Source organism: Paraburkholderia sp. RL17-381-BIF-C (assembly GCF_046026435.1).
Lineage (GTDB): Bacteria > Pseudomonadota > Gammaproteobacteria > Burkholderiales > Burkholderiaceae > Paraburkholderia.
Window position 1 is genome coordinate 105083 of the sequence record NZ_JARESX010000017.1, and the last position, 13537, is coordinate 118619.

Below are 13537 nucleotides of genomic sequence, written 5' to 3' on the forward strand. Positions count from 1 at the left end.
CGCCGTCATCGTACATGAGGCCCGACGCGACCAACGGCTCTGCGAAACGCGGTCAATACCGATCTCATCGCGAGGCAACGGCTTCCATCGCCAGCTTGCCGCCGAGCGCCGCCGCGCCGAACACGCGACCATATGGCTGCTCGTAAGCGGGCGCGAGGTAGGCCGCCCGTCTGCTCAACACTGCGTCTGCCTCGTCCGATTCGTGCAGCTTGCGCAACGCATATTCACGGGTCGTCTCCAGCAGGAAATACTCTTTGGTCTTGCTGTCGAAAGTCGTCATGAGAAAGCACTTCGAAGCAAGGCCGACAATCGCCTCCGTCACTTCGTTGCACGGCAGTCGTGCGCAGGCGGCGACGGCACACGCGGCTTCGAGCGAAAAGCGGGCCGGGAACACGCCTAGCCGGTGCAGCACCAGGCGCTCCGTCGTGCTGAGCAGCTGATAGCTCCAGTCGAGCGCGGCCTCCAGCGTCTGCTGGCGCGGCGGTGCGGTTCGGCGGCCACCCGTGAGCGACTGGAAACGGTCGTCGAGTTCGGCAACCAGCTTGCGGATGCCGAACACCGCGGCGCGGGCCGCCGCCAGTTCGAGCGCGAGCGGCACGCCGTCGAGCCGGCGGCAGATCGTCGCGACCATCTCGAGGCTGCTGCGGTCGCTATCGACCGCCGCGTTGAGCGCGTTCATCTGCGTGAGGAACATGCGCACCGACGCGCAGCAGAGAATCGCCTGGGAACTTGCGCCCGCTTCGGGCGTGTCGAGCGGCGCGACCCAGTAGAACTTCTCGTCGCGCGTGCGCAGCGGCTCACGGCTCGTGGCCAGAATGCGCAGATCCGCGCTGGCCTGCACCAGCAGTTCGCAAATGGTGGCCGCCGACTCGATCACATGTTCGCAGTTATCCAGCAGCACCAGCAGCTTGCGGCCGCGAATCGCGGCGACCAGCGACTGAAGCGGCAAGTCGGCGTCCGCGCGCACCACACCGAGCGCGTCGGCGACGGTGTTGATCGCGGCCTGGGCGTTCTGCACCGAGGCGAGCGTGATGAAACACACGTCCATGTCCGAGATATCCGCGATCGACTTCGCCACCGCAATGCCGAGCTGCGTTTTGCCGATGCCGCCCGAGCCGAGCAACGTGACGATCGGCGTTCCCTTCAGCGCGCGGGCGATGTCGACAATGGCCGCGTCACGGCCGATCAGGGGCGTGTGGCAGACCGGCAAGCTGCTCCAGCGCGCCGCTTCTGCCTGCCTCGCCGCAACGGCGCCGTGCAGGTCGGCCGGCCCGGACGGTTCGGCCGGAATGGTCAGGCGGTAGCCGCGGCCGGAGATCGTGCGAATCACCTGGCTATCGGCGCCGAAAATCTTCCTGAGCGACGACAACTGCACGTGGATATTGTTTTCCTCCACCACCGAGTCCGGCCAGACATGCCGAAGAATTTCGTCTTTCGTCACCGTTTTGCCTGCCGCGCGGATCAGCAATTCGAGAATATCGAATGCGCGCGAGCCGACCTGAAGCAATCGATTCTCCAGGTACACCTCACGCATTTCCAGCGACACTATGACTCGACCGATCTTGATCATGCTGCACTCACGCCTGGTTGATTAGCGGGACAGGCACGCTATGGCGATTTCGCCTGTTGCACCAACGCACTCAGTGCAAAGCTTGCGTCGTCGAACCCATACTAAATGGGAAAGTCATCTGAAACTATTATCCATAGGGATATGAGGCGGGCCGCCAGTGCCTGCCACCAGCGGGCCCAGTCCCGGCTGGTGGCGGTCTGCGGCGCAATTGCCGGGTCCGCGGAGCGCGTCCCGTATCACACCAACGTATGACTGCGTCATGCGCCGGGCCGGGCCGGCCTATCCGGCCGGCTTTGCCCGCCAGGCAAGGCATGACGCGCCTACGCCGCCTCCTGCGTGCGAATCGGCAAGCAACCGTGCTGCGGCGAAAGATCGAGGCCGCCCGGACCACGATACTGGGCCCCGTCAGTCTTCCCTCACCCGATTCAGTTGCGCAGCCCTTCGCGGCCGGCGCCCGGAGAACACGTCATGCGCACCGAGAAAGCCTTCCGGTTTCGCCCCGCTTACGGCTATGCAGCCGCCGTCGTGTGTGTCGCGCTCGCGGCCTGGGGCGCGGTGAATCCGCCGCCCACGCTCGGCATCGTGCAGACGCTCGACCAGACCGACCTCGACACCCAGTTGCCGCTCGAACGGTTTGCCGTCGCGGCCGGCAACGCGGCCGCCTCGTCATCGCGAGCGCTGCGGCAGACCGAGCAGTCGTTACCGCTTCCATTGCCGCGGCATGCCGAGCGGACCGTGCCGCAAGACCGACGCATCAGTGGCGATACTCGCAATGGGAAGGCTGAGGCCGGCAACGGCTTTGCGAGGCTGAGCACGCCACGCCGGAAGAGCAACGCGCACGATGACTACCGGACGATCGAAAACTGGAAGAACTGGACGTGACCGAAACGTTCCCGCTCGTCCGACCACTCGCCAATCATCGGAGGTACTCCATGATCAACCCATCGCAGCGACCCGCCGTGCCCTCCAGTGTCAAACCGGCGGCCACCATCGCGGACCCGAAAATCTGGCGCTGGTATGCGGATCTGATGGCCGATCGGCGCCTGGTGTGCGAGCACGACGGCGCACGGTGGGTCGTCGCGGTCGACGGAAGGCGCCTCGCCGACGAGCGCGCATTCGAAACCGCGGTGCACAGCGCCTATGCGATGACGCGCGCGCTCTCGGCATTGAATAGCGCGCGCGTGGCCTGAGCCGCCGCAACACGCGCTACGCGGGAAGCACGAAAAAAAACGAAAGAAAGAAGCGAAGGAAACGCAAGCAAGCGCCGCAAGCGGCGCCTGCCCGATCATTCCTCGTCGGGATACACCCCGGCCGACACGATGCATACAAAGGCGGTCGCTTTCAGCAGGCACTCCACCGAAGACAGCACGAATCCCAGCGGAAACACGCGATATTCGACCGGCAGCCCGAAGGCCACCGCCATCAGGCCGATCGTGCAAAGGAACGCGTAGACGATCCGCGCCATCCGGCTGCCGGACAGAACAAAGCCCACCAGCGCGACCCACAGCAATTTGGCGATGACGCACGCAGCCGCATCGCGCGTGGACAGGCTGACCCAGATCTCGAACGGCAATTCGAAAACCGACCAGACCGCGGTCGCGACAACAACCCGGCGCGTCCAGCGCCCGAGCGCAGCGGGTTCGACCGGCGCCAGGACCTGAGCGCGCCAGTCCATCGCGTCGGCGCGCTCGGCGGCCGGCACAAACATCAGATCGGTGCCGCTCGTGTCGCGGTGTGATTCGTTCAGATAGCGCATCTCGATGCTCCGGTGGTGCCCAGGTATCGGCGTGGAATGAGTCGCAGCGAATAAGTCGCAAGGAATGCGGCGCCGCTGCGCAGACTTCGCGTGGCCTCGCCGGGTGGAAACCATTATTCGCCGCGCCACTGCGCCGATCTTTTCAGAACGCCTGCGAGCTTTCGAAAATGCACGGCGCGTGCCGCCATGCCGCCCTGGCGCCGCCGGCCCACACCGTATCCGGCGTGCGAATCCGAAACAGACGGGCATTTAAACAAGATCCCAGTGCGGGCGCGGCCCATCCTTCCACTTCATGTCCCTCAACGAAACACCTGGAAACGGCCATGTCCAAACGAAAGACAATCCGCATCTACAGCGAGCCTGCGGGCGGCTGGGGTGCGCTGAAGGCAACCGGCGAAGCGCTCGCGCTGCAAGGCGTAGCGGTGTCCGGCGCGAAGACGCTGTTGCGGATGAACCAGCCGGAAGGCTTCGACTGCCCGGGCTGCGCGTGGCCGGATCCGAAGCACACTTCGTCGTTCGAGTTCTGCGAAAACGGCGCCAAGGCGGTGGCGTGGGAAGCCACCGCGAATCGCTGCACACCCGGCTTTTTTGCCGCGCACAGCGTCTCGGAGCTGGCCGCGTGGGACGACTACGACCTCGAAATGGCCGGCCGCCTGACCCACCCCATGGCCTACGACGCAGCCTCCGATCGTTATCTGCCGATCGAATGGGACGATGCCTTCGCGCTGATCGCGCGGCATCTGAACGGCCTCGATAGCCCCGATCAGGCCGACTTCTACACCTCCGGACGAGCGTCCAACGAAGCCGCGTTTCTGTACCAGATCTTCGTGCGCGAGTTCGGCACGAACAACTTCCCCGACTGCTCGAACATGTGCCACGAGGCGACCAGTGTCGGCCTTCCCGAATCGATCGGCGTCGGCAAGGGCACGGTGCTGCTCGAGGATTTCGAGGAAGCCGACGCGATTTTCATTTTCGGTCAGAATCCCGGCACCAACAGCCCGCGCATGATGAGCGATCTGCACAGCGCCTCGCGGCGCGGCGCGAAAATCGTCTCGTTCAATCCGTTTCGCGAGCGCGCGCTGGAGCGCTTCGCGTCGCCGCAGGATCCGCTGGAAATGGCCACGCTGGGCTTCACGCAGATCAGCTCGTTTCTGTATCAGGTGCGCGTGGGCGGCGACGTCGCCGTGCTCAAAGGCATGATGAAAGCCGTGATCGAGGCGGACGACGCGGCGCTCGCCGCCGATGCGCCGCGCGTGCTCGATATCGAGTTCATCGAAGGACATACGCACGGTCTGGCGGACCTAGTCGCCGATCTGCGCGCCACCCGCTGGGAGGCGATCACGCAGCAAAGCGGGTTGTCGCGCGACGACATCCAGAACGCCGCCGACATTTACATGAAGGCCAAAAACGTGATCCTCGTGTACGGCATGGGGCTCACGCAGCATCACCGCGGCACCGAAAACGTCCAGCAGATCGCCAACCTGGCGCTGTTGCGCGGCAATGTGGGCCGGCCCGGCGCGGGCGTGTGCCCGGTGCGCGGACACTCGAACGTGCAGGGCAACCGCACCGTCGGCATCACGGAGAAGCCTTCGCCGGCATTGATCGACGGGATCGAACGGGCCTTCGGCTTCCGGCCGCCCGCGGCGCACGGCCATGACGTGATCGCCGCGATCGAGTCGATGATGCGCGGCGACGCCAAAGTGTTCATGGCGCTAGGTGGCAATTTCGCCGCCGCCGTGCCCGACTGGATCCGCGTGCAGGCGGCGATGCGCAAGCTGGACCTGACGGTGCACATCGCCACCAAACTCAATCGCAGCCACCTCGTGCACGGCAAGGACGCGTTGATTCTGCCGTGCCTCGGCCGCACCGAGATCGACATCCAGGCGGACGGTCCGCAGTCGATCACCGTCGAAGATTCGATGTCGATGGTGCATGCTTCCGGTGGCCGCAACGAGCCGGCCTCCCCGCATCTGAAGAGCGAACCGGCGATCGTCGCGGGCATTGCGCGTGCAACGCTCGGCGCGCACTCCCACGTGGATTGGGAACACCTCGTGGCGAGCTACGACCGCATTCGCGACAAGATCGAAATCGTCTACCCGATCTTCCAGGCGTACAACGAACGGATTCGCGTGCCGGGTGGCTTCCATCTGGCTTCGAGCGCGCGCGAACGCGTCTGGGCCACGCCGACTGGCCGCGCGAATTTCCTCGTCTTCAAGGGACTCGACGAAAACCCGGTTCACAACGATCCCGACGCGCTGTGGCTCACCACCATGCGCAGCCACGACCAGTACAACACCACGCTCTACTCGCACTCGGACCGTTACCGCGGCGTGTTCGGCCAACGCGACGTGATCTTCATGAACACGCGTGAATTGCAGAAACGCAACCTGCATCCGGGCGACCGGGTGGATGTGTACGCGCTGTCCACCGATGGAATCGAGCGCGTGATCCGCAGCTTCAAGGTGATCGACTATTCGCTGCCCGACGGCTGCTGCGGCGCGTATTACCCGGAGGCCAATCCGCTCGTGCCGCTGTACGCGTTCGATCCGAAAAGCCGCACCCCGTCGTACAAGTCCGTCCCGGTGAAGATCGCGCGCGCCGCGGCGGTCGGTCCCGACTCCACTCATCAGGCGGCGATTATCGGCGCTGCGGGAGCCCATCATGCATCTTAGTGACGTCCTCGATCTGTCTCGCGCCCAGTTCGCGATGACAGCCATTTTTCACATTCTGTGGCCGATTCTGACCATCAGTCTGTCGGCCTTCCTCGTTCTGATCGAAGTGCTGTGGCTGCGCACCGGCAACGTCGGCTATTACCGGCACGCGCGCTTCTGGAGCAAGCTGCTGGTGCTGAATTTCGCGGTGGGCGTGGTCAGCGGCATTCCGATGGAGTTTCAGTTCGGCACCAACTGGGCCGGCTTTTCGCGTTATAGCGGACAGTTCTTCGGCAATATTCTCGGCTTTGAAGGCGCGATGGCCTTCATGCTCGAAGCCGGCTTCATCGGCGTGATGCTGCTCGGCTGGGGCCGCGTGCCGCGCGCGGTGCATCTGTTCGCCACCTCGATGGTCGCGCTCGGCTCCAGCATCTCGGCCTTCTGGATCATGGTCGCCAATTCGTGGATGCAGACGCCGGCGGGCGTGACGGTGGAGAACGGCAAGATCATCGTCACCGACTATGCCGCGGCGATCTTCAATCCGGATATGGTGTGGGGCGTCACGCACATGTGGGTCGCGGCGATCGAAACGGGCATGTTCGTGATCGCCGGCATTTCCGCGTGGAACCTGTTCAAGCGCCGCAATCCGGAGTTCTTCGCGCGCTCGTTCAGGATCGCTTTGCTCGTGCTCGTAGTCGCCGCGCCGCTGCAGATCTGGCTCGGCGATTCGAGCGGCGGCAGCGTGTTCGAAACGCAACCGGCCAAAGGCGCCGCAATCGAAGGACACTGGACCACCAACCAGCCCGGCACCGCTGCCTCGTGGTCGCTGCTCGCCTGGCCGGACCAGAAAGCGCAACGCAATGACTGGTCGATCGAAGTGCCCGGCATGTTGAGCATTCTCGCCACCCATACGCTGCACGGCGAGGTCAAAGGCCTCAGCGACTTCGCGCCGGCCGACCAGCCGCCAATGCTGCCGCTGCTGTATTACGCGTTCCGCGTGATGGCGGGTATCGGTTTCGCTTTCATGGTGCTGGCCTTCTGGACCGCGTACGTGTTGCGCAAAACACGCGGCAATCTCGAACGGCTGCTCGAACAACGCAAGCTGCTGTTCGCCTGGGTGCTGTGCATTCCGCTGCCCTATGTCGCGGTCGAAGCCGGCTGGATCGTGCGCGAAGTGGGACGGCAGCCGTGGGTCGTGTACGGCTTGCTGCGCACGAAAGATGCCGTGTCGACCGTGGCGGCGTCGTCGGTGACGCTCAGCATGGTGATGTTCTTCTGCTTCTACGTCGTGTTGCTCGGCACCTTCTTCGTGCTCGCGCGCAACTGGCTGCGCGCCGGCCCCGACCTCACGCTGAACCCGCCTGCGGCCATCAAGGCCGAAGCGGCGGCGAGCGTCACCGAGTACTAAACCATTCCCGTTGCAAGGACATCTCATGGACAGCTCCACTCACACGATGCTCGCCATCACCTGGTTCGGCCTGATCGGCCTGATGCTGGTGTTCTATGTCGTCACCGACGGCTTCGATCTCGGCGTGGGCATACTCAGCCTGCTGCGCAAGCGCCGCGAAGATCACGACGTGATGGTGCAGAGCATCGGCCACGTCTGGGACGCCAACGAAACATGGCTCGTCGTGCTCGGCGGCGCCCTGTTCGGCGCCTTCCCCGCCGCGTACGCGCTGCTTCTGCAGGACTTGTATTTACCGGTAATGCTGTTGATTGCCGGCTTGATCATGCGCGGCGCCGCGATCGAATTCCGTCACAGCGTGTCGCACGGTCCGGCCTGGGACAAGGTGTTCGGCATCGGCAGCCTGGTCGCCGCGATCGCCCAGGGCGTGATACTCGGCAAGGTGATCACCGGCCTGATTCCGGGTGACATGAGCGGCGTGTTCATCGCCGTGACCGCTATCGGCGTGGTGGCGGGTTACACGCTGCTCGGGTCCACCTACCTCGTGAAGAAGACCGTAGGTTCGATCGAGCAATGGTCGCGCCGCCTCGCCTTGCTGAGCGCGTTTGTCACGGTGGCCGCGGCCGTCGTGCTCACGGCGGCGACGTGGTTCATCAGCGAGGTCGGACAGGATCGGTGGACGCAGCACGGCGTGTTTCATCTGCTGGCTGCGCTGGGGCTCGCTTCGGCTCTTGCCTTCGCCTACATCATGGGGTCGCTCTATCTCGGCAGTGCACGTGGGCCGTTTCGCGCCTCGGTTGTGTTGTTCGTGTTGTCGTTCGTCGGGCTGGCTGTCAGCCTGTTCCCGGACTTCGTTCCGGGCAAGCTGGGGATTGTCGAGGCTGCCTCCGATACCTCCACGCTGGTGTTCATGCTGATCGGCATCGGCCTGATCTTTCCGGTGATGATCGGCTATAACCTGTACCAGTACTACATCTTCCGCGGAAAGGTGATTGGCGAGGTACATTCCGGCGAATAATGGGCGGACCTCCGCGATGGCGGCGGAGGTTGTCGTAGCGGGTTGTTGTAGCGGGTTGTCGTAACGGGTTGTCGTAACGGGTTGTTGTAACGGGTTGTTGTAGCGGGTTGTCGTAACGGGTTGTTGTAAATCTCCCGGACACTCTCCTGCGCTGCTGAGCCAACAAAAAGGCGCGAATCCGATTCGCGCCTTTTTCTTTCCCTTCCTGCCGCATACATTCCCCGATCAATCCAGAACCGCCTCATTGACCACTCGCTCCAGAATCATCGCCCCGACATTGAGCGGTGCCGGCCTGCAAGGCCGGGGCTTATAGATCGCATCGCCCGGACGAATCGCCCGCCCGCTCACCGCACAAATGCCGGCCACCCGTGCACGGCTGGCGTGCCAGACCTGGTCGCCATACGAGCAATGCGTCGGGTCGCGCCACACCACCGTGGCGGTGGATTGCGACGGGCGGTCGATCACTTGCACCTGAACCTCGAAGCGCTCGCCCATCACCGGCAAATGCGCCTCTTTGCGCCCATCGTGAGCCGCCACCGTGGCTACGTCGAAGGCCGCAGCGTCCGTATTGCCGGACAGGACAGACAACAACCCAATGGTCTGCAGCCACGGATCGGTGAAACTCGCTTTCATCAGCATGATTGCACTCCTGTTTCAGATAAACCCATTGATCATCGGGACGGTCCGGCCGGAATTGCCGGCGCTGTGGGCCGATCAACGCATCCGCATGCGCTCGGGCACCACCCGGTCGATATGCCGGCATGACGCCGCGGCCTCGACCACCATTTCCGCCATTACCCTTGTTGCCTGTTGCCCGTTTCCTGCTGAACGAGCAATGCGCCAACCCGCAACACGCTGTCGTCATGCGAGGCACGCGCGCCGCTCGGCGGCGACCCTGCGTCGCTCATCATCGCGACCGCGGGCTGCCGCAGGAATGTCTCGCTCACTTCCAGAAACGCGTGAATCTGTTTACCGATCGACATTCGCTTTCATCCTCCAGCAGTAAGGCGTTTCTCCAACAATGCGTTTGAACACCGTCGTGAAGTGAGCCTGCGAACGGAAGCCGCAACTCAATGCGACGTCGAGCACGTTGTATTTCGTCTCGCGCAAAAGCGTCTGTGCATGTTCGATCCGGCGACGCAACAGGTAGTCGTGCGGACGCATGCCGGTCGCGCGACGAAACTGCGAGGCGAAGTGCATCCGCGTGAGCCCCGTGCTGTTGGCGATATCGGCGAGACCGATCGGTTCGGCAAGATGCGCTTCGACGAATTCGATCGCGCGGCTAAGCCGCCATGCCGGCAAGGCGCTTGCCTCGCGCGTCTGCCGCCCGGTCACGGTGAAGTGCCGTGCGATCACGCGCGACACGATCGCGAGGCTCACGCTGTCGGTGAAGACCTTGCCGAGCGCGGCGTCTTCGGATTGCGAAACGGCGAGCGCCTGCCCAAGACGTTCGAGCGCGGGATCGCGCACGAGCCTGGGATCGTCGATACGGATGTCGCCCGCGTGCGGCCGGCCGAACGTGTCTTCGAAACATTCACCCAGCACCTGCTGCGACACGAACAGATGCAGCACATCGGCGGGCGACTCGAACACGGCGCGGCACGCCACCTGCGGTGCGGTGATCTGCACGGCGCCCGCGGTCACTCTGCCGCGCACGAGCGTACGCTCGGCATGGGAGAACGTCAGCGACGTGCATTTGAGATTCATCGCCACGCAATGGTGCGCGACGCTGCCAGGATTGACGACCGCGATCGGCTGCGTGTCGTGACGGGTCCAACGCGACACGAGGATGTTGCCGCGCTCATGCGCGCCGGTATCCTCGTCGGTGGGACAGCGCCATTGATGCTCCGTGCCGACCCGGCTCACCAGCGTCCTGCGCACGACATCCGTTGCGGTTTCGGGGTACGACATCGACGAACTGATCATGATCGGGTCATCCGAGTAAGTGATGTGACAGTGCCCGGTGAGAGCGGCGCTGCATGGACTCCAAGGTATCGCACGGCGGTGGGCCCAACCAGCCCTACATACGGTTGCCTGAAATGACCAATGGTTGGGTCGTTTCATATTCAGGTTTAGTCGCGCTGCGAACCGCGCAGGCAGCGCTACACCGCGCCTCGCGGGCGCAAGCGCCGGGCGCGTGTGAGAATGGGTTGGAACGGCCGTGCTTCCCTGAACAGAAGCGGTGAACTACCTATACCTGCGTATGAGTCCGCTAGCCCGAGGGTCGCGGACTCTACGCACAAACTGCGCCGTCGCGCACGGCGGCGCTCAACTGCGCGAACTGCGCGCCGGCGTGGCCATGCCTTGCGGCGGCTTGATGCCGAGCGCCTCCGCCTTCAACACGAAATCGGCGAGCGAGCGCGCGCCCATCTTGCGCATGGCCTGACCGCGATGAATCTTGACGGTGATCTCGCTCAGATTCAGCTCGCCCGCAATCTGCTTGTTCATCAGACCGGCGGCGACGAATGCCATGACTTCGCGTTCGCGCGACGTCAACGATTCGTAGCAGCGGCGCAGGTCCGCCACGGAGCGCCTCGCCGCGCGGCGTTCCTCGTCGCTCGCCAGTGCATGCGCGACGGCGTCCAGCATGTCCTGATCGCGAAACGGTTTGGCCAGAAAATCCTTGGCGCCGGCCTTCATCGCCTTGACCGTCATGGCAATGTCGCCGTGCGCGGTCATGAAGACGATCGGCAGACCCAACTCGCTCGCTGCGATCTGCTCCTGCACCGCAAGCCCGCTTTGTCCTTTCAGACGCACGTCGAGGATCAGGCAGCTCGGCACGTCAGGCATGTCGAAAGCGAGAAACTCCTGCGCGGAGCCAAAGGTTTCGACACTCAGACCGACCGAGCGCAACAGATTCCTGACGGCGTCGCGCATCGACTCGTCATCGTCGACCACGTACACCATCGAGCTGATTGCGTGAGTGCCGCTATCGGCGCTCACATCGCTGTGCGGATCACTGCTCATGACTTCTCCCTTCATCGACGGGCAGAACGAACTTCAGCACCGCGCCGCCCGCTTGCGGCGATTCGGCCCAGATGAGGCCGCCGTGCGCCTCGACGATCGAACGGCAGATCGACAGTCCCATACCCATGCCATCGTCCTTGGTCGTAAAGAACGTATTGAACAAACGGCCGGCGTTTTCTTCGCTGATGCCCGTGCCCGAGTCCTGCACCATCACCTCGGCCCGCTCGTCGTCGAAGCGGCGCGTGGCGATCAGCAGCTTGCGCGGCCCGGCCACCTCCGCCATCGCCTGTACGGCGTTCATGATGAGATTGATGAGGATCTGCTGCAGTTGCACGCGATCGCAGTAGGCGGTCAGCGGCGGCACCGCGAGGTCGACGTGCAACTCGATGCGATGACGATCGAGTTCGCGCCGCACCAGTTCGATCGACTCGCCGACGATCCCGTCCAGATCCACCGTCGCCGGCAGACGGTCGCGCTTTCTCGCCATCGCGCGGATGCGCTGGATCACCTCGTCCGCGCGTTTCGCGTCGCGGATCATCTGCGCGATGGACTGCGCCGTTTCGTTTATTTCCGGCGCCGGACGGTTCAGCCAGCGCAGCGCCGCGCCGCCGGATGTCATGATCGCCGCGATGGGCTGAGTGACCTCGTGCGCGATGGAAGCGGCCAGCTCGCCGAGCATGGTGATCCGCGTCGCGTGAGCGAGTTCGTCGTTGGAACGTGCGAGCGCTTCCTGGGCGCGCCGGGCCCCGGTGATATCCATCAGCGCGCCGACATACTCGCTGTAGCCCGGCTGCCGGGTCGCGAGACGAGCAACGTAGTGGACATACTTGACGCTGCCGTCCGGCATGACCAGCCGGTGCTCGATATCGACCCGCGTTTCGCCGCCAGCGGCCTGTTCGAATCCGCCACGCACCAGCGCGAGATCGTCGGGATGCGTGCGCGCGAGCATCGCGTCGATCGACGGCACGGTATCGCGCGGGTAGTCGAAGATGCGGTAGGCCTCGTCGGACCACCAGGTCTCGCCGTCCGGAAAGCGCACGGCGATGCTGCCGGTGTTGCTCAGCCGTTGCGCGTCGCGCAAAAAGGCCTCGCTGCGCTCGAGCGCCTGCTCCGCCCGCTTGCGCCCGGTAATGTCGTTGTTGGTCGCCAGCACCGCGCGCGGGTTGCCCTTCTCGTCGCGCCACAGCGCGGCGCGGCTCGAAATCACGACGACACTGCCGTCGTGACGCACGCGCGTGAGTTCGCCCACCCAGCGGTTCGAGCGCAGCAACTCGGCGCGAATCTCGTCATAGGGGACGGGAAAGACCGTCTGCGTCATTTCCTGCAGCGATTGCCCGATGGCCTGCTGCGCGGTCCAGCCGTACAGCGCCTGCGCGCCGTGATTCCAGAAGGTGATGCGGTCGTTCATGTCGTGCACGACGATCGCGTCGTGCGCGAGGTTGAGCAGTTCCACCTGCTCCCGCAACGTGGTGGTCGCGGCCTGGTTCCTCAACGCCAGCATCGACGTGGTGGCGATCGCCAGCAGGCTTACCGCGCAGCGCGCGACCGCGCCGCTCGAGTAGGCCTCGTCGTGCGACATGACGAAGCCCAGCAGCGTCAGCACGACGCAACCCCAGGCGGTCGTGACCGTGAACGAGCGGTTGCCGGTCGAAGCGATCAGCAGTACGACCACGACGTACAAGACGGCGATTGCGATATCGAGCGGCGTCAGCGCGTCGATCACGAACACGGCGAGCGCGATGGCGGCGGCCAGCATCGTCGCGACATGGGCGTCGAGCGGCACCGTGGGGAGAGCGCGGCGGCAAGCCTTCATGACGGCCGGATCAACGGGCCGCCGCACGGCAACGGCGCGCAACAGAAGAGGTAGGCGTGTACATGGTGTTCGAAACGGGCATGCGTGGACGAATACCGGCAGCCTGCCCGTCAGTTTGACAGCCAGCTGGGCTGTCAACGCACATGACTGTCAGACCTACCGGCGAGCGGTAGCTTTCTATCTGAAATAGATCATGCGCGAGCCCGCGTCAATGGCGGTACTTATTTTTCCTTAAACCTTCCAAAAACGTGGTCGTGACAGATCCGTGCGTTCGGGCTGAAAGCCCCGTCGCACGGGTGTTGAGGCGGGGGGGGGGGGGGGGGGGGGGGGGGGCGCGCGGCGGCGGGGGGGGGGGGG

Annotated in this window: 12 protein-coding genes; 5 read left to right on the forward strand and 7 right to left on the reverse strand. The window is 64.3% G+C overall.

The window, feature by feature from the left end; genetic code table 11:
- Window positions 1-64: 64 nt before the first annotated feature.
- Window positions 65-1570: an ATP-binding protein gene (locus P0D70_RS13555; protein WP_408184864.1), complete on the reverse strand. Its 1506-nt coding sequence runs from the start codon at window positions 1568-1570 to the stop codon at window positions 65-67.
- A gap of 468 nt (window positions 1571-2038) precedes the next feature.
- On the opposite strand from P0D70_RS13555, the gene P0D70_RS13560 reads away from it, so the two are divergent.
- Together P0D70_RS13560 and P0D70_RS13565 are read left to right on the forward strand one after the other, a co-directional pair.
- The gene (locus P0D70_RS13560) at window positions 2039-2452 is read left to right on the forward strand and encodes a hypothetical protein (protein ID WP_408184865.1); all 414 of its coding nucleotides are present in this window, start codon (window positions 2039-2041) and stop codon (window positions 2450-2452) included.
- 50 nt (window positions 2453-2502) lie between these two features.
- Window positions 2503-2760, forward strand: coding sequence for a hypothetical protein (locus P0D70_RS13565; RefSeq protein ID WP_408184866.1), 258 nt, complete (start codon window positions 2503-2505; stop codon window positions 2758-2760).
- Between the two features lie 95 nt (window positions 2761-2855).
- On the opposite strand, the gene P0D70_RS13570 is transcribed toward P0D70_RS13565, so the two are convergent.
- Window positions 2856-3326, reverse strand: coding sequence for a hypothetical protein (locus tag P0D70_RS13570; RefSeq protein WP_408184867.1), 471 nt, complete (start codon window positions 3324-3326; stop codon window positions 2856-2858).
- Between the two features lie 323 nt (window positions 3327-3649).
- Here P0D70_RS13570 and P0D70_RS13575 point away from each other — a divergent pair, with 323 nt between their 5' ends.
- From P0D70_RS13575 to P0D70_RS13585, 3 genes are read left to right on the forward strand one after another with little or no spacing between them, the layout of a single operon-like run.
- Window positions 3650-5998 carry an FdhF/YdeP family oxidoreductase gene (locus P0D70_RS13575; RefSeq protein WP_408184868.1) on the forward strand — a complete coding sequence of 783 codons (2349 nt, stop codon included), beginning with the start codon at window positions 3650-3652 and terminating at the stop codon, window positions 5996-5998.
- Window positions 5988-7385, forward strand: a complete 1398-nt coding sequence (locus P0D70_RS13580; RefSeq protein WP_408184869.1) for a cytochrome ubiquinol oxidase subunit I — start codon at window positions 5988-5990, stop codon at window positions 7383-7385. Before P0D70_RS13575 ends, P0D70_RS13580 begins: the two co-directional genes overlap by 11 nt.
- Window positions 7386-7410: 25 nt before the next feature.
- Window positions 7411-8400, forward strand: coding sequence for a cytochrome d ubiquinol oxidase subunit II (locus tag P0D70_RS13585; RefSeq protein WP_091803330.1), 990 nt, complete (start codon window positions 7411-7413; stop codon window positions 8398-8400).
- A 225-nt stretch (window positions 8401-8625) separates the two neighbouring features.
- On the opposite strand, the gene P0D70_RS13590 is transcribed toward P0D70_RS13585, so the two are convergent.
- The 5 genes from P0D70_RS13590 to P0D70_RS13610 form a co-directional block, all read right to left on the reverse strand.
- Window positions 8626-9039, reverse strand: coding sequence for a DUF3331 domain-containing protein (locus P0D70_RS13590; RefSeq protein WP_091808862.1), 414 nt, complete (start codon window positions 9037-9039; stop codon window positions 8626-8628).
- Window positions 9040-9194: 155 nt separating this feature from the next.
- Complete coding sequence (locus P0D70_RS13595) at window positions 9195-9383, reverse strand: hypothetical protein (protein ID WP_408184870.1); 189 nt, start codon at window positions 9381-9383, stop codon at window positions 9195-9197.
- Window positions 9370-10326, reverse strand: a complete 957-nt coding sequence (locus P0D70_RS13600; protein ID WP_408184871.1) for a helix-turn-helix domain-containing protein — start codon at window positions 10324-10326, stop codon at window positions 9370-9372. The genes P0D70_RS13595 and P0D70_RS13600 overlap by 14 nt, the downstream gene beginning before the upstream one ends.
- Before the next feature lie 342 nt (window positions 10327-10668).
- Entirely contained in the window at window positions 10669-11367 is a 699-nt protein-coding gene (locus tag P0D70_RS13605; protein ID WP_408184872.1) for a response regulator transcription factor, read from the reverse strand.
- Window positions 11357-13180: a PAS domain-containing sensor histidine kinase gene (locus tag P0D70_RS13610; protein WP_091808864.1), complete on the reverse strand. Its 1824-nt coding sequence runs from the start codon at window positions 13178-13180 to the stop codon at window positions 11357-11359. Before P0D70_RS13610 ends, P0D70_RS13605 begins: the two co-directional genes overlap by 11 nt.
- Window positions 13181-13537 lie beyond the last annotated feature (357 nt).